Source organism: Anaerobacterium chartisolvens (assembly GCF_003337415.1).
Taxonomy (GTDB): domain Bacteria; phylum Bacillota; class Clostridia; order Acetivibrionales; family DSM-27016; genus Anaerobacterium; species Anaerobacterium chartisolvens.
The window spans coordinates 1-21,700 of record NZ_QPJT01000027.1 but is presented as its reverse complement, the minus strand read 5'-3'; the positions used below and the strand labels follow the sequence as shown (position 1 = coordinate 21,700).

Below are 21,700 nucleotides of genomic sequence, written 5' to 3'. Positions count from 1 at the left end.
TTATAATACCAATCAGGTTTATTAATGATTATTAATGACATATAGCATTTCATTGCTAAATTCAATTTTCTTAATTACATTAAGCTCATTAAGTATCAAGCCGTACATATACTCAATATCCTCGTCAGGCAGTATATTCCTCCTGCCCGATATGCCCTTTTTGGGAAACGACAATACTACATGCTTTGCTTTCAGCGACCTTATTAATTCCAGCGAGTACTTTTTTCTTTGAAACTCAATTATAGGTATAAATTTAAAAATGAAGGCGATATCGGCACATTCTTCCGGCTTTTTGCAGATAACATCCTGAACAAAAGCGTCCGCAGGATACTCTATGGCTTTAAAGAAGCTGTTTAGCAGAGCTATCTGATTAAAGTTTATGTCATACGCGTAATAACGGATTTTTTTACCGGCTTGCATCCATTGTACGGAAAAGGGATTAAAGCCGCATGCAATATCCATTACAGATTCGGGAAAGCCGGTTACCTTAAATATTTCCTGATAAAACCTGTCATAAAAATAAAGCCTTTCAGCAGTGGATCTATGAAGCTCCAAAATCCTTTGGCATATTTTTTTCAATTCAGTTTCCTCCAAGAACCCTTTACCGGTCAGCTCATCCACATATAACGCTATTTCGTTATATTCCTTATTCCCGATATAAGCTCCCTGTATTTTATGAAGCTTGCTTTTTACAGACTTTTCAATGTCCTTATAAAGCTTGAATTTTTTAAATTCATCCTCACAAATCCTTATAATTGTATCATTGCATATATTTCCATATTTCTTGGATTGGCTAACCTTCTCCACAATTGCATTTACACACATAAATCATTTACCCTGCCAATTAATTTTATTTTTCATTCTTATTAATTCCATCAGGCTGCTATAAAACCTCAGATTATGTATAGAGGCCAGTCTATAGGCAAGTGAATCACCTGTTTTAAACAGGTGCCTTAAAAAAGCTCTCGAGTAATTTTTACAGCTATAGCAGTCGCAAATATCTGAAATTGGCTTTTCATCTCTTATGTATTTTTCATCCATAATATAGATATACTTATAAAATCCCTTTTGATTCAGGTCTATATCCTCAAGCTCGTCACCTCTAAATGCCATCAATCTATGATGTCTGGCCTCACGCGTTGGAATTACACAGTCAAACAGGTTATAGCCCATTTTTACACATTGCACTATCTCATCAGGCTTTCCGACTCCCATGGCGTATTTAGGAAGACTGTCGGGTACAAGCGAAGCCGTATAAGCCAATATGTCCTCCAGCAAATTGCCGTTTCCGTCCATCGGCCACCCGCCGAATCCGAATCCGTCAAAGCCAATATCAATTAAAGCCTCCGAGCATTCCTTTCTTAAGGCCTTATCATTGCCGCCCTGTATAATTCCAAAAAGCAAAGGCCTCTTAGGCAAATTTCCGGCTTTCTGCTTCAATATGAGGTCATATTCCTTCTTACATGCCGCAGCCCACCTTACTGTCATGTCTACTGATAATTTGTTTGTTTCGTATGGGCTGTCGGGGTGAATACAATAATCCAGGCACATCATGATATCCGACCCAAAACCCAACTGTGCCTGTATGCATTTTTCAGGTGTCAATATAACCTTTTGCTCCTCCATTGAAGGGCGGAATATTATACCATTATTTCTGATCTCCCCGTATTTTGGGTTTTCCTTTATCAAAGAAAAAACCTGAAACCCCCCTGAGTCGGTCAAAATCGGTTTGCTCCAATTTGTAAACCCATGCAGCCCGCCAAGAGATTTTATTGTACTTGTGCCCGGCTTTTGCATCAAATGGTAGCAGTTCATAACAACGCCGGGGGTGCCTGTGCTTTCCAAATCTACTGAATCAATTGAACGTACCACACCGAAGGTACCATCCGGGAAAAATGCAGGCAGCTCAATGGTTCCGTGTGCCGCTTTTAAACTTTCCATCCATTATCCACCTTAAAATTTGTTTTTTCACTCAGTCATATATTATTGCCAAAAAAATAATATAGGCTATACGATTAACCATCTAACTAAAAAGGATGTAAGTGATATCCGGAAGAATAATTTCCCCGGGATACGTAACCGAGTTATGTTTTACAACGGATTAAGCAGAAGCGTCTTCTGCAAGTACACATACTTCTACAGTTAGAGTAGAAATTATTCTGGAGGATATCACTTACATCCCCCGTTACCCCTTATCAAACAAATCAACCCCATTTAAGCAATCCACAATATCAATATGATTTTCATTTATGCAGCTTAATTGCCGCTTGCCTTCATACCTGCTCAAAGCCTCATCCACCATGCTGTTGATTATTTCCGTAAAGCTTATGCCGGAGCCCTCCCATAAATCGTAGGACAGAGCGCCGGCTATAGTATTAATTTCATTCATATACACCTCTCCCGACACCTCATCATACAGATAGTCCATACGCACTGTTCCTTTGCAGTCAATCCCTCTGTATATTCTTTTTGACATATCCCATATCGTATTCCTTGCCTCCTGAGGTATAGTACAAGGAAAATTTCTTTTTAAGTTATCAGTATACTTGTCTGTAAAGGTAAGCATTTCCCCATGGGGTATTTCTTCCTCACACTCTGTAACCAGTACCTCATCTCTCTGCTTTAAAACGGCACAGTTTACCTCCCTAAAATTATTCATTAATTTTTCGATGACCACGCGCTCTGAAAATTTCAAGGCGGTATCAACCGAAGCCTCCAATTCCTTTTCACATTTAGCGATTCTGATTCCAATGCTCGAACCGCTGCTGACAGGCTTAATAATGACGGGAAAGCCAAGTCCGCCGGATATTTGGGACACTATGCCACTCCTGCCGCCTTCCCAGTCCCACCTGTAAAGCCAGTCAAACTCAAGCACAGGTATTCCCATAGCCTGCATTACAAATTTAAAAACCACTTTGTCTCTGCACAATGCGGAGGAAAGAACGGGGCAGCTTGTATAAGCAACGTCGAGCATCTCAAACAGTCCCTGCAATGTGCCGTCCTCACCGTTCGGGCCATGAAACACCGGCAGAAGAACATCTATCTTAAGAGGCTTACCAGCGGCTTCCGATAAAATAAATGCATTTTCCGAACCTCCCCCGGGCTTTACTAATATTTCCCCGCACATACCGGGTATGGCCTCCAGGCTTTTATAGCACTCTGTATTTAACAATTGCTCACCCGTATAGAATACTCCCTGTCTTGAAATATAAATTGGGGTAACGGAATATTTCTCTTTATCAATAAAATGTAAAACATGCATTGCTGAAATAACTGAAATTTCATGTTCTGCCGACCTTCCTCCGAAAATAAGCCCCAGTCTCGTTTTCATTATTTTAATCATCCCCTTCCTTCATTAAGCCTTAAAGCGCGATTGTGTTTAATGGATCAGCTTTTGCGATGTGCGATAAAGCTCTGTCCGAAGGCCTCAAAAGGCAGGTACTTAGTCATTGTGATATCTTTGTAACGCTCAAGCCATTCCCGGACAGCCCTTTGCTCGCCATGCTCCGGACTGCTCCTGAAGCAATTCCAGTCATCAAAAAGAATGACGGTTCCATCTGCTATATATTTTGTAATGAATTCAAGAACGGGAACTGTTGAACAATACAAATCGCAATCTACAAGAATAACTGCCGCCTCTTTTACCGCAAGCCTTTCAGACAGTTCATCGCTCAGTGTGCCGTCATACCATCCGGGTATTGTTACAACTCTTGATATATCAACGCCGCCACGCTTTAAATCTTTATAAAACTGCTTTTCGGTGGAACAAAACTCTCCCCCTTTAAATTCAGGATACTCTGCGTCAACACCTTTGATTTCGGGAAGTCCCTCAAAGGAATCAAAGCCATAAAACTTTATGTCCTTCATACCGAAGGCCTTGGCCGCCTTGTATGCCCAAGTCATGGTATACCCGCCAAAGCACCCGAATTCCAGATAGTCCCCCTTAAGCTTCATTTCAGACGCATATTCAAACACCTTGAGCATAATGCTGCCGAACTCGTCTACTCCAAGCCTTTTAATGTTATCTATAATACACCTTAGCGTGCTGAATTTATCATCATTTGTAAACCGATCAAAAAACCCCAAGGGTGCCATTGCTTCACTCACCTTTCGAATTGATTTGTAAAAATTCTTCAATTGCATTCAGGCATCCGGCATCGGAAGAAATGGAAATGCATAAATCACATACTGAAAAATATTCTTTTTCCAGCTTCTCGGTATGCAGACCCTTTTGTACAATAAAATCCATGAAAGCGTCCGTTAATGCCTTGTCGGAAATTATACGCAGGAACTTATTCTCTTTTTCTTTTTGAAATATTTCCTGTATGCTGTTATGATTTATATTTCCCAAGTACATTGGAGTCATTTTCAATTCCGTATTCTCATCATTGATATTGCAACATGCGAAGGCATCGCCGTTTGGAAGAAAGGTGGTGGCAAAGCTGTCACAGACATTTAACTCTGCAAGGGCTTTTTTATCCGAATCCCCAAACATGTCACAGGCTCTTCCGAAGGGCAGGAGATCATCCTCATAAAACGAAAAGCCTTTTTCGTTTAAGTGCTGTAAAATGGCTCTGTCTTCATCAGGGTTGTTGGATCTCGTAAACATTACCTCGCATTTCAGCCCGATGTCATCGGAGGCATCTGCAATATATTTAATGTTTTCACATGAAATAAATTTGCTGTGGAAATAGTCATAGCTCACAAATATTGTCTTTAGACCGTTTTGCTTAAGCAGCTCCATTTTACTTTTCGCAGCGGAAGGACTCTCGGCCCAGAAACCGTTTGTTTCTATCATCACATCCATTCCGCATAAGGAAGCAAACCTTGTTAATTCAACAATCTCATCAAAAAACAGCAGCACCTCTCCCCCGCTGAAAATGACGGCTTTTTTGTTATTTTGTGAAGCCGTCTGAATTATTTCCTTTGCCGGCTGGAAAGCTATCTTGTCATTTCTGGACATATTGGATTTTGTAATGCAATGCTGGCATGAGGCATTGCACTTTAAGGTATAAATCAAGCATATCTTTTCTTGGGTTTCGTAATCAAAAAAGTATGAGTAATTCATTGATTCGACTCCTTGGATTTTTCTATAAAGCCTATAATCTTCCCCGATAAATACTTGTTTGTAAAAATGTCCTCACAGAATTCACAGCAGTGAGAGTATTTCTTCATTTTATATTTACTAAAAGCACTGTCTTCAGACAGCATGTTATAAAACGTCTTAAAGCCAAGCTCACTTATGGAATTTATACAATCTGATTTCAGATACCTGCCGACATTCTCTTCAAAATTCCCTCTGCCTGTTCCTATGAACACGGGAGATTCCTTCGGTACTGTGGGATTGCAGCATCCTATAACGCTTCCTCCGGGACGCACCAGAGGGCCAAGCTCCCCGCAATCTCCCACCTGAGAAATATCAATACTTCCGAACACTTCCTCGGGGAGGCTCTTGGCAAACCCCACCTTTGCAACTGCGCAGGCTTCAAACGGGACTTTGAAATCCTTAAGATCATTAAGTATCTTATTATCCGCCTCCCCGTCTCCGCTGTATGTAAAGCTCACGATTGAGCTCAGGCTCAAATGCTGCGCGGCTTTAACAGCATTAACAACCCTTTGGACAGGAATATACTTTAAATGAAAGGCGTCACAGCTTACACCAATATGAACAACTCCCGCCCGCTGCAGACGCTCCAGCTTTTCACAGGCAATCGCTTCCGACACGGCCCAGTAAGCATTTGTGTCGATTGTAAAGGCAAGTCCGAGTGAATGCCCATATTCGGTTAATTCCACAATTTCATCGTAATAGATGAATACCTCTCCCCCTGTCCACAATATGCATTTAAAGCCCTTTGAAGCCGCAATTTCAATATATTGCCGGGCTTCCTCCACGCTCATTTTGGAATTGTTGTATGGCGACGATTCCGCGGCGCAATGTGAGCAATTTGCCGTGCATTTATCGGTATACATCAACAGCATTCTTTCTTTATAGGTGTAATCATCATATTTAACCTTGAGAAATTCACCCTTATCCATGTTAAACCCCCTTTCAATAATCTTTTATTTCATTTAAGTCAAAGCCGAATCTGATGGCGTTTAAATCCGATGCCAGCTCTATATGCCCATGATGGGGTTCATAATAATCAGGCTTTGAGCTTTTTGAGCATAAATTCAAGGGGTCGGTTACCTTAATGCGGCATTTCCCATACTCAGCCAGACCTTTATTTTTCTTCCCTCCCACAATGTCCTTAAAATATTGAGGGAAGTCGTATTTAAACTCACGTGTCGCAGGAAGCGTCCTGCCGTAATACCCCATTACAAACTGCTGAATATCCAGTACGGTCTGTAATTCCTCTCCGTCGGCAATGTCGTAATTGGCCAAGATATATTGCTTTACCTCGGAGTAGAATTTTTCCCATCCGTTTTCATAAACAGTGTCCCACAGCACTCCCTCATGGCCTGTAAACGGAACGGTTGTTTCATCCGGGTCTCCCCTGTCCCTAAGCTTCAGAATTTGCGGGTATTCACTCAGATCGTTGTGCTGTAAATCGTATAGGAATTGAGTTTGAAGTATGTTATGCTCATTCTTTAAGAAAAACATAACATACTTTAAAATGGATTCTCCGTAAAAGGTATTAAATAATGCCGTAAGCTTCATCATTTTTATAAACTCATTCTGACTCATGCTCTCAAGAGACACCACCTGATTTTCATTAATGGGCTTAAGCCCTATCTCGAGGAGATATTCAGGGTCAGACAAATTGCTCTCTGCCGCCGTTACTATTTTATACTTCTCTCTGAAATCCCTTCTTGAAATTTCAGTATTGGGAATTAAGATGGTGAAATGGACATACACACCAAGATTAAAGTCACATGCCCACTGGAGATCAGACATAAAGGACTGTGTCGTAGACCTTGGCAGTCCAAGCATCAATTCTATTGTTACGGGCAGATTCAAGCCCCTGAACAATTCAAGCGATTTGCGGTAATGCTCTTCATTTAAGTTTTTGCGTCCGATGATTCTCAACGTTTCGGAATGTAACGTCTGAATGGACAAAATAGCCTGAGATACAAGCCCCGCCTCTTTTGTCTTCTTTATAATTTCTATAACATTATCATGGCTGTTCTTGGCAAAATTGGCGGCAATCTCTTTTGGAAATCCATACCTTTCCTTGATTTCACAAATATACTCCGCTACTTTGATATCACGCTTGAGTATCCCTAAATTAGAGTCCGACAGCTCAATTACGGGAATTTTGTTTTTTCCCACCCATTCCAGCTCATTATAAATTCTTTCTAAGTCAAACTCCCTTATCTTCTGGTTTGTGGATTGGCCCCAGTCACAGAAAGCACATTTGAAGGGACACCCCCGGGTTGTCTCAAGCGTCACCATGTGAGGCTTATGTACAGACAGAAACGAATCATATTCTCCGCTCAAGTACGGAGAGGAAAGCTTTTTGACATCATCAATGCACCCTATCCCTGTAAATACAGGCTCACTCCCCTTAATATAAGTAATATCCCGGATGTCGTGATACTTTTTATCCGATAAGTAGCTCCTGATTACATTTAAGACGGCATCCTCACCCTCCCCAAGAACCATTACGTCAATATGAGGATGTTCCACAATGAACCTTTTCGCCAATTCCTCATCCCGTGGTATAAAGGGGCCTCCAAAAACAATCATAGCATCCTCAAAGCGGTTTTTTATTAAAACGCTTTCCGCCATATGAGAATTAATATTCCAAAGATAGGTTGAGAACAGAAATATCCCATTACCCTTTTCTTCTATTTCCTCTCTGAGCCTTTCAGCATCTATTATATACCCCGAGGAAAAATCAAGCCGCTCAATCTCCTCAGGAGCCAAGCTTTGCTTTAAATATGAAATTATCAGCCCCAACCCGAATGGAGGCCTGTCGCAATTCAAATGTATTGCATAAACCGGTATTTTGTTTTTAACCACCGTATAATCCACCTCATCTTTTTCTTAAATAGACCTGCCGTTTACTTTTATATATTTAGCAATAAAGATTTTACATGGAGGATATAATTTGATGAAAGAAATTTTTTTGACCCGTAAGGAATACATCTAAGAAAAGCGCCTGATGTCATACCCATGAGACATTTCCCCGCAAGGCGTCTTTTCGTTGTAGTTAAAAATTTCTGTAAGCAATTATATCCTCCATGTTTGTAAAATCTTTATTTCATCCTATATAGATACTCCTCTAAAACCAACTTAAGCTTGCTTATAATATAGTCAATAACACTTTCATCTATGGTGTAAGGGGGTACAAAATAAACATAATTTGCTTCGATAAATACAAAAAGTCCGTTTTCAATAAAGCCGTCATGAACAGGGCCCATGTCTTCCACAGGCTTTTTTTCATTCTTATCGCTGACTAATTCAATGCAAATTAACAGTCCCGTGCCTCTGATATCTCCTACAATAGGATACTCCGAAAGATTATTTTTCAAGGCTTTGAGGAAGTATTCTCCCAGCTCCCTGACTCTAAGCGACCATTCAAAGCCGGCAAAATAATCAATAATCGCCGCCCCAAGGGAGGTACATACAGGATTCCCATCCTGAGTAGAGCCTATATGGATTTCCTTATCCCTTAGCATGTCGGTAATTTTTCGGTTGAACACCGTAGCACCCAAAGGAAGCAGCCCGTTCGATATTGTCTTCGATAAGCAGATAATGTCAGGAAGTATGTTGTATTTCTGAAACGCAAAGTCATATCCTGTTCTGCCGAAGCCTGTCAATACTTCATCGGCTATTAAAAGCATATCATGCTCCTTAGCCAATTGGCTAAGTGTCTCCATATATGTACGGGGCAAAGCTATCATGCCGTTTCCTTGAACCGCTTCAAAAATAATTGCTCCTATTTTATCGGTGTCAAGCTCCTGTACCTGTTTTGTCAGCAAAGCGGCGCACCCTTCACCGCATTCATGGGAAGATAAATCCAAGGGACACCGGTAACAGTACGGCTGAAGCACCTTTAAGTATTCCTCCCGGTTATTGAGCCTGTATGCCCGGTTATGTTCACTATATTCCGAAATTTCAGACATCATTGCCGAATTGCCATGGTAGCCGCCTGTAATGGAAATAATGCCCTTCTTTTCCTCCCTTCCACGTCCCAGCCAGTAATCTCTCGCCACCTGTACGGCAACCTCGCAGCAGGAGGTTCCGCTGCCTGAGCAATAAACAGATTTAAAATCCCCGGGGAGAAGCCCCAGCAGCTTGTCCGCAAATGCTTCTGCGGCTTTGTTGCCATGCCCGTCCATGGTAGGGATATATGCCACCTGATCCCACTGCTTAAGCACGGCATCTCTAAATGCCTGTATCCCATGCCCGAAACTGACATTCATCATCTGACTTTTAGTATCGATATATCTTTTGCCATCATAGCCATACAAATAGATGCCTTTGGCTTCCTTAACAGAAGGAAACCTTAAACAGCCCTCTTCATAGGCGGAGGTGCTCGTCCATCCCCTTAAAAGAGAGGTATTCATATCAATCCCAGCCCCCTTTAATATAACCCACTATATGTAAAAACCTTTTATATGCTCATAAATCAGGTCTTTGAGCCTTTTCCACGTTATCTAAGGACTTTATTCGGTCGTACCATTCTTTTAACACATCTATACTGTGCTCTCTTGTGTCATAGGGACAAGGTAATTCCGAAAGCCAATAATCATCATTTATAAAATTGTCCTTTACCGCGTCTTGATAGAGCTTTGTTCCGGGGAATATTGTCAGTATGCTTGGAGCAACCGCGAAGGGCTTCACCGAATCAATTAATTGAACGGTCTCCTCTATAGTTTCATCTGTTTCCCCCGGACTGCCTACTATAAGCAAAAACTCTATATTCATGCCTGCCTTGCTGCTCATTTCGCAAGCCTGCAATATGGTATCCCTTGTTATTTTCTTATTTACGGCGTTTAATATTTTTGAAGAAAAGGATTCTATTCCATACGCCGTAAAAAGGCATCCGGCTCTTTTCATCCAGTAAAGGAGTTCCTCGGAAACCGCATCGGCTCTGGTGCAGCAATTCCACGAAATAGGAATATCTCTTTTTATGATCTCCTTGCATATTTCTATGGCCCACTTTTGATCGAGAGTAAATATATCATCGGAAAAGTCTATAAACTCATAGCCATAGACCTTATTTAAAAATTCTATTTCATCGACAATATTTTGTGGAGATCTTTTTCTCCAATGCCTTTGCCAAAAATACGGCGTGGAGCAAAAACTGCACTCATATGCACAGCCTCTGCTGCCGACAATTGCGGTCCATTTGAGGCTGTTTGCCTTAACTCCTCCAACCTCGAGCTCACGGAACCACTCTATGGAAGCATACTTTGTATCTACAAAATGCTCATATGCAGGAAACGGCATACTATCCAAATCCGCTATCAATCCCCTTTGCTTTGTCAGATATACTCCCATCTCACCCTTCAATGCCAGACCGGCTACCTCATGCAAAGGTTTTTTGCACATGTATGCCCTCGTCAATTCCAGAAAGGTTAATTCACCTTCTCCCAGCACGACGGCATCTATAGGAAAGCTTTCCAGCATTTGCTTATATAAAAAATTGCTGTGGGGCCCTCCCACCACAATTAAAACATCCCTGCTTAATGAACGGATGTATTGAATTATTCTGTATGCCGAAACCCTTTGCTCTGAAAAGCACGAAATACCGACAATACAACCCAACTCCTTCTTTATAATATCCTTTGCTTTGTCCATCGGAGTATAATATAAATCCAGAGCCTTTACATCAAATTTGTTGTGCGAAAGGGTAGCTGCAATATATGCTATTCCCAGCGGAGGCGACCAATGCTCGTCACAATCCAGTTTTCCCAGCTCTGATGTATCATATAGAGGCGGATTAATTAATAATATATCTGCCATCTTAAGGTTGTCTCCTTTACTTGTAGTCTTAAGTCTTATTTACAACACCGTTTTATCAACACACTATTTAAATCAATATAATTTTGAAATAGCGTGCCTTGCTAAGTCTTCCGGGACAGGAGTAAGAATTTTTTCTCCGTTAAATAATGGTTTTCCAATCTTTTCGAGCAGCACCATATGGAATATTCCCTTTTGGCTGCTAAGGTACCCCCTTTTGTTATCAAATTTCATAATTGATAAAATAGCTTCAGGCTTTAAATAGCCGGGAATTTTTACAGGCGCTCCCGCCTTTTCCAAAAGCACCTTATGCAACTCCACATCGTCTTTAGACAAATATCCTAATTCACGCGAAATCTCTGCCGCACACAGCATTCCCAATCCGACTGCCTCGCCATGCGTTATTGCGCCGTTGGTAGACAGCTCAATAGCATGGCCTATCGTATGACCGTATTCCAGTATCAGCGCATCATGCTTTTCATAAGGATCATCTCTCATGACATGGGTTTTAGCCTTTATCGACAAATCCACAAAATAGAGATAATCCTCCTTGGAGTAATCGCTGTTTTTATTAAGCGTATCAAATATTCCGTCTATACTGTCGGGTAAAATTGTTAACGAATTCTTCACCACTTCACAAAGGCCCGACACTATTTCACGCTCGGGTAGGGTTATTAAAAAATCCATGCTTGATATTACCATCTCAGGCCTGTAAAAGGTACCTATCAAATTCTTGCCGCGGCCTGAGTTTATTGCCTGCTTAAGCGATAAAACGGAATCCAGTACCGCCATTAGTGAAGTAGGTATATGGATAAACTTAATCCCCCGGAACAGCAGGGCGGCAACCATACCTGCCATATTTCCGCAAATGCCTCCGCCCAGCGCTATTATACAGGTACGCCTTGTCGCTTTTTTTTCAAGAACCCTCTCAATTAGCTCTTCAAGAATTTTTAGATTTTTGTTTCTCTCTTCACATTCAAAGGATATTAAATTACATTTGTAATACCTTCCAATAGTTCTCAGCAGCTTTTGCCCATATATTTGCTCGATATTTTTATCACATATTATAAAAAAAGACTCTGCATCCTCTATCTCACTTATATGTGTTATATATTCTTCATCAATGAAGGTATATAAATAATATTTATATATTTGCGAACCGAATTCTATCTCGTATAATCTGTGATTATTTTTTTGTTCGGCAAACAATATGTTAAATTCCTTTCTCATATTAACCTCTCTTAAAGACATGCTGTTAACAGTGAATTTTCTGACATAGAATAATATTGCGGAGTAAAGTATAAATATTTACACGATTGTTGTTATATTTTGTCGTTATTAGTATATTTTGAAATATATTTCATTAACTAATTTTAGCAAAATTATCCGCATATTACAACACTTTTAATTATTAAATGTAAAATTTTATTAAATAAAGTATAAAAGCTTCACAAATTAGCAATAAATAAAATAAAAAATGCGCTTTTACAAGGAAAATATATAAAAATAGTTGTAATATGTTAAAATTCAAGATATAATTTCAATAATAGATTTTGCCAGTAATTACTAGACAATTAAATCATAAATGTAAGTATATAAACTGTTAACGCCTGAAATGTCTTTTTTCCTGCTGCAAGCGGCTATCTGTATGTCTGTACAAGGTTTTCTTTATTCAATCAATAGGTTTGCCGGAGGTTATCATTATCAGTCTATGCCGCAAGAATGTGAAATGTTTTTTAAGGTTGTAAGCTTATTTATAATAAAACTGTGTGAAGGGGAAATGATATGGAAAACAGATTGTCGGAAAAGCCTGAGCCTACGGAGGTTGAGCTGGAATTGACCAATCATTGCAATGCCAGTTGTTTAGCATGTCCGAGGGATCAGTTAACTGCTGAAAAAGGCTTTATGGATGAGGACACATTTCATACCATTATAGAAAAGTATGAAAATTACAGAGAAGGGCTTGCCATAAATAAAATTGCAGAGGGCACGCGTTATCCTTTTATATCCTTTGCAGGCATGGGAGAGCCTTTATTACACAGCAAAATTTTCGACTTTGTAAGGCATGTGCGATCACGGAATTTTAAAGCCGTATTGTTTACAAATGCTTCCCTGTTAAATGAGGAAAAAGCCGGCAGGCTTGTTGAGGCCGGCATAAATCACTTGAATATAAGCTTTTGGGGAATTAACGAGCGTGAGTATAGGCTGTCAATGGGACTTGATTTCAGCACCTCGTTAAAAAATGTCGAGTATATGTCCAAGCTGGCTTCTAAGAACAATATTTCGATAATTATAAGCTGGATTAAAAACAAATATATTACCAGTACCACTCAGGAAATAGTGGATTTCTGGAACGCAAGAGGGCTGGAGGTAGACATAGAGGAAGATAATCAGCCGTGGAACAGGGGCGGCTATTTAAGCAACGATTCATTCAACGAGGACTTCGACTCATATCCCCCCGTTAACTATGACTTTGACGTATGGTGCAGCCAGATGTTCTTTACCGATACGGTATGCTGGAATGGTGATGTGGTAATATGTTCATGCGATTATTATAAAAAAGAAAATGTTATTGGTAATTTAAAAGACATACACCCCGATGAAATCACAAACAAAAAGCATGAAATTTTATCCTGCAAGGCCAAAATACCTGTTTGTCTTAAGTGTAAGAAGCCCGACAGGAATTACCCTTTGGGCTCCAGCCCATGGGATGAGCTGCTCAGCGAAGATGAAAAGCAAAGGTATTATTATTTTAAAAATCAAAAAAGATAGAACCTAAGGAGTATTTTATAATGAAAATAAAAACATTTACCAGCCTTACAGAATGGTATCATTTAATAACCAGGCTTGAGGACTATAAAGAAGAGGCTTTAATTTATAAGAAAATGTTTTTAAAAAAAAAGTAACAAGCATACTTGAGCTGGGAAGCGGAGCAGGCTATAATGCATATTATTTAAAAAAGTATTTTCAAATAGATTTGGTTGACATATCACAACAAATGCTAAACATAAGTAAGAAGTTGAATCCTGATTTAAATCATTATTGCGGTGATATGAGGAGTATAAAGATTAGTAAAAAATATGATGCCATATTTATTCATGATGCTATAGTACATATTACAAACTTAAATGATTTAAAAAAGGTATTAAGAACTATAAGCTCTCATCTAAAACCTAATGGCTGTATATTAATTGTACCGGATTATTTTAAGGAAACTTTCAGATCCTCCTCCATACAAGGTGGATATGACGATTTTATGCAAGGCCTGAGATATCTTCAATGGACTATTGACTCAAACCCCAGGGATAGCGTTGTTGAATGCTATACTACATACATGCTAAGGGATGCTCTAGGAAATATAAAAGTAGAAAACGATTTCTATCAAATAGCGGTCTTTTCTATTGACAAATGGAAAGAGCTATTAAGCAAGGAAGGCTTTAAATCAGATATCCGGCCGATTGCCATTAATGATATGGAACCAGGTGTTCACATTTGTATTTTTGCGGAAAAATGCTAGATTAGCACTCAAAGGAGTATGGCTTTGAGCTAACCCGAAATTAAGTCAATAAAAGTATGCTTTTATTATTTGCCATATGGAGGGACTAAATTGTGAATAAGCTAAGAGAAGTAACCTTATATACCAACTTCAATTGTAACTTAAGATGTAAAATGTGCTATATGAACGGAGTAAGCCGTCAGAATAACAGATATTCGTTTGAAAAGAAAAATTATAAAATGAGCTTTGATTTTTTTAAAAATGCAATCGATCAGTTTCTGAAGCTAAACCCAAAATGCTCCTTCTGGTTTATGGGCGGCGAACCGTTATTGCATGAGGATATAATTAGCATGGTGGCGTACATAAAAAAACATGGAGAAAGCTTCATTGACATAAATACTAACGGCACCTTTCTTAAAGATAAAGGTCAATCGCTCATAGACAAAGGGGTTGATTCGCTTACCGTTTCATTGGACGGCTTTGATTCGGAGACGTGCGACGAGGTTAGGGGCAAGGGCGTATACGATATGGTTGTGCCAGAGGTGCGCAGGCTTGTAGAGTATAAAAAGCGCAACAATATTAATATGATAATTAATATTAATTATACCTTAGTCAGCAGCAACTATTTAAGTGCGTCAAAAATGCTCGATCTCTGCGGCAGCCTGGGCGTTGATAATTTTTATATTGACCTGCCTGCCTTTATTTCCTATGAGGACGGAGCCCAAACTCAAAAAATATACAGCGAAATGTTTAATATTCAAATGGAATCGTGGAAGGGCCAACTCATGAGTGAGGTTTACGAGGCTATAGACAAGGACAGGCTAATTGAGCAGTTTGAAAAAATATACTCCGCGGATAAGGCTTTCGGCTTTGATATGGTTCCTCATGGGTGTTCTCCCGCTGAAATCGGCACATATTTCGGCCGGGAATGGGAAAATAAAATCAATGGCAGCTTATGCACCAAAATAAACTACAGGACAACGCTGCTGCCGGACGGGGGCATTGCTCCCTGCACCTTATATCATGATCTGGTTTTCGGTAATTTATATGAAAGCAGCTTTGAGGATATATGGAATGGAGAAAAATACCAGTTATTCCGAAAGGCACTTTCCTCAAGCCTCTTCCCGGGATGTAAAAGATGCTGCGACCTCCTCGACGAGCATGACGAGCTTTCGTTTGGGAGCTAAATAAATGTAGAAATTATTCTGGAGGATATTATTTTACATCATCCGTTATCCCATATGCAAAAGCCTAAACTATATAGTGCTTTGAACACATAAGCAAAATTATAAAGAAGGGCGGTTAAAAATTATGATGAAGGTATTGAGAGCTACACAACCCGGCAGGCTGGAGCTTTGTGAGGTTGAAAAGCCTGCCTTGAAGGAAGAACAGGTATTGATACAGGTTAAATACTCAATGGTGTGCAGCAGTGATATAAAGCTTATAAGGGGTGAATTCCACGGATTGAGCTTTCCTGTTGTTCCGGGGCACGAATGGAGCGGAATTGTTGTTGAAGCTCCTGAAAAGTATAAGCATCTGATTGGAAGAAAGGCCGTTGCCGATATATTGTTTCCGTGCTTAAAATGTGAACAATGCCGCAAAGGGAGAAGAAACCTTTGTGAAAACCTGTTGGAAATCGGTATAAGCCTTCAGGGCGGATATGCGGAATATATAGCGGTAGATGTGACCAATGTAATTCCTATCCCCGACTCCATCCCCTTAAAGCACGCCTGTATAATAGAACCATTGGCGGTGGTATATAATGCCATACAAAGAGTTGGAGGAATTAAACCCGCAGAGACCGTTGCAATATTAGGCAGCGGAGCGGTAGGCCTGCTGCTGGCTTCACTTGCAAAGCTTATGGGAGCGGCGAAAATTTTAGTGACGGATTATATTGAAGAGAGGCTTGACATTGCTAAGAAATTAGGGGCTACTGAGACATTGAATGTAAGCGATAGCTCTGTTATAGATGAGTGTAATTGCGGTAGAATATTTAATCCCGATATAGTATTTGATGCCACAGGAAATGCCGAAGGCTTTAATGCGGCGCTGGAAATAGTAAAGCCCGGCGGAAAGATAGGCTATGTGGGCTACTCCGCACACGACAAGGCAAGCATTCAGCCCAGTCAGATAATGCTGAAAGCCTTAAACATCTATGGAGTTCTGTCCCCCACAGAGACATGGACTGAAGCCGTGAATATAATAGAAAACGGTATGATTGATGTGGACAAGCTCATAACACACGAATTCAAATTAGAGGAATATGCAACTCTAATGGATTATATGTCCAATAGAAAAAACGGCATCATAAGAGCTGCATTCAAGCTATAGCCTGATAATAGCGGCTGCAGAAGAAAGGATGTATTTATGAAGGTTGCATTTGTAATGATTGACCCTATGATTGGTAAAAGGCTACATAGGGCCGGAGGGGCAATTTATGCCCTGAGCTCATATTTGAAGGATAGAAACCCTTATATAAGCGGCATTGATACTAAAATATTTAATTTTAATTCATTGTATACCGGCCCTTTAAATTTATATATATCTGCTATTGTAGATTATAAGCCCGATGTAATCGGATTTTCTACATATTGCTGGAATGTTGAAATAGTTAAGAATTTAATAAGATCCATAAGGAAGCTGCTGCCTGATGCCACGGTAATATTGGGCGGACCCGAGGTTTCCTATAACTCTGAGGAGCTTATGTCCGATCATAAGGAAATAGACCTCATTATAAGAGGCGAAGGGGAAATTACTTTTAATGAAGTAATCTCACACCTCTACACTAATAAGGAGCTCACCGGTGTATCCGGAATAACCTACCGTACTAAAAACGGGAATGTTGTTCAAAATGCCGACAGACCCTTACATCCGGTATTAGATGATTTCCCATCTCCCTTTTTAAACGGGACAATAAACCTTGCCGAAAGTGACGGAGAAGTTGCCTATGAGACAGTAAGAGGATGTAAGTTCAGATGCAGCTACTGCTTGCATACAAAAGGCATGTCTCACGTAAGAGAGTATTCTCTTGAACGCGTTGAAGAAGAATTAAGGCTTATACTTTTGTCCCCCTGCGTAAAAATAATATGGTTTTTAGACCCCACCTTTAACGCTGAAGAGGAAAGGGCTCTTAAGGTTTTAGAAATTATAGAAAGGTACAATCCTAACATGCCTCTGGCCTTTGAAATAAGAGCCGATTTGTTAACGGACAGGCTGATAGAGCAATTCGGAAGGCTCAATGTAGCGGAGGTAGGCATTGGCCTGCAATCGTATTCCGAGAGTGCCAATAAACATATACATAGAAAGAACAATATTGAAATAATAGAAGAAAAGCTGGGAAAATTAAAAAAGGCAATTGCCCATTCCTGTGAGCAGTTTGATATTGACCTTATATACGGCCTGCCCGGTGATTTGTTTGAAAACTATAAGAAATCCGTAGACTACATTTTATATCTGGGCGGACGCATCTACTACCAGCCCTTAAGAATATTCAAGGGTACGCAGCTTTATAATGACTCAGAGGACTATGGAATAGTTTTTAATGGCACTGCTCCATATAATGTACTCAGCAACAGCACTTACGATATGGAACAAATGGTTTCCTCCTATTGCCTGAATGTCGGCATAGACTACATTAACAGAGGCGGCATATATAACGACATCATCTCTGCAATTAAAGAAGCTAAGCAATGTGCTTATTCAGATATACTCCAGCTAATCGGCAGATATTTCTGGGATAAGCAGGCGTATGACATCTTCAGGGTTTCAAACTGGACTCCCGACGACAGAAGTGACGCAAGTGTTTTTGATGACTTCTGCCAATTCTTAGGCAGTTATATGCTTAAGGAAAACAATATGGATTTAAGCCGAAAAGTAAGAGAAAAAATAGACGGTTATTTGGATATGGAAAAGGACATCTCCAAATCCATGTACAGTCAATACGGATATTTTCAATTAACTATCTGACCTGATAAAAGAGGTGAAGTATCTTGAAGGATTTTTCATGTCCGCAAAACATGTATTCACTAAAAAGCAGGGATGGAAGGAATATTTGCTTTGCCGGAGGAGACGGATGCTATCTGTTTGATGAAACGGGAAAAGAATATGTGGATTTATGGAATGGCTTCGGCTCAGTGCTGCTTGGCTATAATGATGAGGATATCGTTAAGGGCTTCAATTATTTAATTTCAAACAGGGCCCTTTCACTTCAAGCGCCGACATCATACTTAAAGCAGTTAAGCCGTTTGCTTTTGGAAGACTACCCTCATAAAAGCCAGATCGGAATTTTTCCCACCGGCACCTCCGCTGTCAGAGCGGCAACTTTAGCTGCTTTGCAAAAAACAGGCAAGGATTTTGTTTTAAGCTCCGGCTACCACGGCTGGGATGTTATGTGGAGCAAGGGCACGCGGTTATTTGAGCCAAATTCTTATGGTGTTATTGATTTTTATTATATTATTGAAAAGCTTGAGGAGCTGGTTCATCTTTATAAGGACAGGGTGGCCGCCGTTGTCGTATCCCCCGACTTTTCCTATTTTGGCAATGCTTTTTACGGCAAGCTGTTTAGCATCTGCAAGGAAAATAAGCTTTTAATAATTGTTGATGATGTAAAGTGCGGGTACAGATACGCCTGGGGTCCGTCCTTAAGCCCCGAAGCTTTTCCGGCGGACATTTATGTAGTGTCAAAATGTATCGCAAACGGAGCAAGAATAAGCTGCCTTATAGGCAATGAGGATATAATGAAGCACATAAGTGATTTTTGCTTTACAAGCTTTTTTGATATCTACTCAACGGCTTCGGCGGTTATTACATTAAAAAAGATAAAGGAAAGGAATGTTCAGCAGAAAATCAGGGAAGCCGGAGACAGGCTTATTCTGGGTGTTGAACAAATAATTAAAAAATGGGGCCTGCCAATATCTATTACAGGCAATGGGAACTTATTTCAGTTCGTGCTGGCTTCAAGTGAGCTGAGCGAGGCCTTTTATCAGCAGTGTACCGATAACGGCATAGCGTTATATAAGGATGATAATCAATGTCCCTCCTATGCCTTTGACGACAATGCCTTAAGAAAAGTGCTAAGTAAATTTGAAGAGGTTTTAAGCTCTATGGCCCTTATGTTTCCCGGCCTGCTCGGTAAGGATATCCCGATCAAAAGATTTCACCTTGCCGCATACTACCAGACAGACGGCTGTGCTGAAGCGATGGATTATGACGAGAAGGTAAGCTTGATTACAGAATTGTTGTATCGTTAACTATATAAATTAGGATGCAAACTATCTAAAAAGAATGTAAAATAATTTCCGGAAGAATAATTTCCCCGGAATGCGTAACCGCGCTACAATTTAGGCTAACTAAAGTCACAAGCGCCTTCTACAGGTATACATGCTTCTGTAGTTAGAGTAGAAATTATTCTGGAGGATATTATTTTACATCCTCCGTTATCCGATATGCAAAAGCCTAATTTATATATAAGGAGATAAACCCATATGATACTTAACACTGAAATTTTTAATAATAAAAAGATTATATACTTAAGCCCTCATTTCGATGATATGGTTCTTTCAAATGGCGGATTAGCCAGAAAAATATACGAAGGCTTCAAGCAATTTACACTGGTAAATGTTTTTACAAACAGCCTCTGGGCGCCTAACTGTCCCGATACCCTTGACATGAAAGAGATTACCGAGATCAGGCACCGGGAGGATGCGTCTTATTGCAGCCGCCTCGGACTGCAATATATTAATCTGGACTTTGACGACAGCTCCGTCAGAGGCTATGATGCCCAAATCGAGCTTTCAGCCTCAGTAAATGAAGATAAAGCCTATGCCCCCGTAAAAAGGCGCATAGCAGAGCTGTTATCGGATATGGATTTTGACTTTGTGTTTTGTCCCTTGGCTGTCGGCAATCACATCGATCATAGAATCATCTTTGAGACAGTAAAGGAGGCCCGGCCGCGCAACGTGCTTTATTATGAGGACTTGCCGTATGCGCTTGGCTTCACCGAGGAAAGCATAAAGAGTATTGCCGGCACTGCCTTAAAAAATCCCACCGCTTATTACGTGGAAATTCACACCGTAATGGATGAAAAGCTAAACGATATAGTCATATATGACAGCCAGCTGGAAGCGGAGCCTTCCGGCAATGTCAATGCGTATTTGCACAAGCTTTTCCAGAGAGATGGGTTTGAGAGGATCTGGGCTGATATTTAAGGAGGGGTTTTAAGTGTTAAGGGAGTCGCTTGCACTATCTGAACAGGCTGTTTTTAATGATTTTGCGGACAACTTTGATATACGGGGAAAGGACATACTGGAAATCGGAGGATGCCTGCCATTTGAATATTTTGAAAAGCACGGTGTTAAAAGCTGGTCGGCAATTGATCCTAGAAACAGGGATGAAAAGATAAATGAAATTTATACCTCTGTCAATGGATACGCCCAGCTTATCCTCTTTGAGGACGAGCATTTTGATTACCTGTTTTCCTGCAATGCCTTTCAGCACATACAGTGCTTTGATGCCGCTTTAAATGAAATGCTGCGCGTACTGAAGCCGGGAGGAGTGTTATATGCAAATTTCGGCCCCATATGGTCTTCCCCCGACGGCAGCCATATTGAAAATGTCTTTTATAAGGGTAAGGCTTATAACTTCTGGGATGACAGCTATATACCAGACTGGTATCATCTGGTATATAGCTGCAGGGAGCTTTATGAAATTCTGTCCTCCAAAATAGACTGCGGCTTAGCGAAAGCACTGTCCGAATTCGTGTATCTGAACGACTGGTTAAACAGGCTGGAATTCAAGGATTATAAAAAAATTGTTGAGAGCTGTCCCTCCAGTGAAATAATATTTTTCGGCGGAGCAAAGGAATTTGGATACCAACGCATTATAAAGGACTATATCAATAATTATAAATCCAAATATAATAACTGGATAAGTCAAAAGCAGGATGTACTGGATGACTATAAATGCAGGGATTTGAAAATATGCCTGCGAAAGAAATAATATATAGGACGCGATAAAGATTTTACAAACATAGAGGATATAATTGCTTACAGAAATTTTTAATAGCAACGTAAGACTCTAAGAGTCTTCAAGACGCCTTGCGGGGAAATGGGTGTGAATATTTTTTAGTGTAAATGGAATAATCCACCAAATTCGTGTTAATAATTTTAATGCAGCATAAATCGGGCGACGCTGAGGAGTGACCCAACGCTTGCTGCAGCTTATACGATGAATGGCGGACTTTATTGTTCGCCGTTTTTCTATTCATCGGTAAGCTCCAAGCGGATAAACCTCGG

18 protein-coding genes are annotated in these 21,700 nt (G+C 40.2%); 8 read left to right on the top strand and 10 right to left on the bottom strand.

The window, feature by feature from the left end; genetic code table 11:
- Positions 1 to 21 precede the first annotated feature (21 nt).
- The 10 genes from DFR58_RS17955 to DFR58_RS17910 all read right to left on the bottom strand — a co-directional run bounded on the left by DFR58_RS17955 (position 22) and on the right by DFR58_RS17910 (position 12,142).
- Positions 22 to 807 (bottom strand): class I SAM-dependent methyltransferase, encoded by a 786-nt coding sequence (locus DFR58_RS17955; protein ID WP_207659274.1) that lies wholly within the window; start codon positions 805 to 807, stop codon positions 22 to 24.
- A gap of 21 nt (positions 808 to 828) precedes the next feature.
- A complete protein-coding gene (tgt, locus tag DFR58_RS17950) occupies positions 829 to 1,941 on the bottom strand; it encodes a tRNA guanosine(34) transglycosylase Tgt (RefSeq protein WP_114299239.1) in 1,113 nt (370 codons plus the stop codon).
- Between the two features lie 244 nt (positions 1,942 to 2,185).
- Positions 2,186 to 3,331 (bottom strand): D-alanine--D-alanine ligase family protein, encoded by a 1,146-nt coding sequence (locus DFR58_RS17945; RefSeq protein ID WP_170138213.1) that lies wholly within the window; start codon positions 3,329 to 3,331, stop codon positions 2,186 to 2,188.
- 56 nt (positions 3,332 to 3,387) lie between these two features.
- Positions 3,388 to 4,107: a TylF/MycF/NovP-related O-methyltransferase gene (locus DFR58_RS17940; protein ID WP_207659273.1), complete on the bottom strand. Its 720-nt coding sequence runs from the start codon at positions 4,105 to 4,107 to the stop codon at positions 3,388 to 3,390.
- Positions 4,100 to 5,068, bottom strand: a complete 969-nt coding sequence (locus DFR58_RS17935; protein WP_114299236.1) for a radical SAM protein — start codon at positions 5,066 to 5,068, stop codon at positions 4,100 to 4,102. The genes DFR58_RS17940 and DFR58_RS17935 overlap by 8 nt, the downstream gene beginning before the upstream one ends.
- Entirely contained in the window at positions 5,065 to 6,036 is a 972-nt protein-coding gene (locus tag DFR58_RS17930; RefSeq protein WP_114299235.1) for a radical SAM protein, read from the bottom strand. Before DFR58_RS17930 ends, DFR58_RS17935 begins: the two co-directional genes overlap by 4 nt.
- A gap of 13 nt (positions 6,037 to 6,049) precedes the next feature.
- Entirely contained in the window at positions 6,050 to 7,963 is a 1,914-nt protein-coding gene (locus DFR58_RS17925; RefSeq protein ID WP_114299234.1) for a B12-binding domain-containing radical SAM protein, read from the bottom strand.
- Positions 7,964 to 8,199: 236 nt separating this feature from the next.
- Positions 8,200 to 9,513, bottom strand: a complete 1,314-nt coding sequence (locus DFR58_RS17920) for an aminotransferase family protein (RefSeq protein ID WP_114299233.1) — start codon at positions 9,511 to 9,513, stop codon at positions 8,200 to 8,202.
- A gap of 55 nt (positions 9,514 to 9,568) precedes the next feature.
- A complete protein-coding gene (locus DFR58_RS17915; protein ID WP_114299232.1) occupies positions 9,569 to 10,915 on the bottom strand; it encodes a B12-binding domain-containing radical SAM protein in 1,347 nt (448 codons plus the stop codon).
- A 72-nt stretch (positions 10,916 to 10,987) separates the two neighbouring features.
- A complete protein-coding gene (locus DFR58_RS17910) occupies positions 10,988 to 12,142 on the bottom strand; it encodes a 2-deoxy-scyllo-inosose synthase (protein WP_114299231.1) in 1,155 nt (384 codons plus the stop codon).
- Between the two features lie 555 nt (positions 12,143 to 12,697).
- On the opposite strand from DFR58_RS17910, the gene DFR58_RS17905 reads away from it, so the two are divergent.
- The 8 genes from DFR58_RS17905 (at position 12,698) to DFR58_RS17870 (ending at position 21,404) form a co-directional block, all read left to right on the top strand.
- A complete protein-coding gene (locus tag DFR58_RS17905; protein ID WP_114299230.1) occupies positions 12,698 to 13,684 on the top strand; it encodes a radical SAM/SPASM domain-containing protein in 987 nt (328 codons plus the stop codon).
- A 139-nt stretch (positions 13,685 to 13,823) separates the two neighbouring features.
- The gene (locus DFR58_RS17900; RefSeq protein ID WP_114299229.1) at positions 13,824 to 14,429 is read left to right on the top strand and encodes a methyltransferase domain-containing protein; all 606 of its coding nucleotides are present in this window, start codon (positions 13,824 to 13,826) and stop codon (positions 14,427 to 14,429) included.
- A 92-nt stretch (positions 14,430 to 14,521) separates the two neighbouring features.
- A complete protein-coding gene (locus DFR58_RS17895) occupies positions 14,522 to 15,595 on the top strand; it encodes a radical SAM protein (RefSeq protein ID WP_114299228.1) in 1,074 nt (357 codons plus the stop codon).
- A gap of 124 nt (positions 15,596 to 15,719) precedes the next feature.
- Positions 15,720 to 16,739 (top strand): zinc-dependent alcohol dehydrogenase, encoded by a 1,020-nt coding sequence (locus DFR58_RS17890; protein WP_114299227.1) that lies wholly within the window; start codon positions 15,720 to 15,722, stop codon positions 16,737 to 16,739.
- Positions 16,740 to 16,775: 36 nt separating this feature from the next.
- Positions 16,776 to 18,374: a B12-binding domain-containing radical SAM protein gene (locus tag DFR58_RS17885; protein WP_114299226.1), complete on the top strand. Its 1,599-nt coding sequence runs from the start codon at positions 16,776 to 16,778 to the stop codon at positions 18,372 to 18,374.
- Positions 18,375 to 18,397: 23 nt separating this feature from the next.
- The gene (locus DFR58_RS17880) at positions 18,398 to 19,657 is read left to right on the top strand and encodes an aminotransferase class III-fold pyridoxal phosphate-dependent enzyme (RefSeq protein WP_114299225.1); all 1,260 of its coding nucleotides are present in this window, start codon (positions 18,398 to 18,400) and stop codon (positions 19,655 to 19,657) included.
- 234 nt (positions 19,658 to 19,891) lie between these two features.
- Complete coding sequence (locus tag DFR58_RS17875) at positions 19,892 to 20,614, top strand: PIG-L deacetylase family protein (protein WP_114299224.1); 723 nt, start codon at positions 19,892 to 19,894, stop codon at positions 20,612 to 20,614.
- Positions 20,615 to 20,627: 13 nt separating this feature from the next.
- Positions 20,628 to 21,404 (top strand): class I SAM-dependent methyltransferase, encoded by a 777-nt coding sequence (locus tag DFR58_RS17870; RefSeq protein WP_114299223.1) that lies wholly within the window; start codon positions 20,628 to 20,630, stop codon positions 21,402 to 21,404.
- Positions 21,405 to 21,700: the final 296 nt, after the last annotated feature.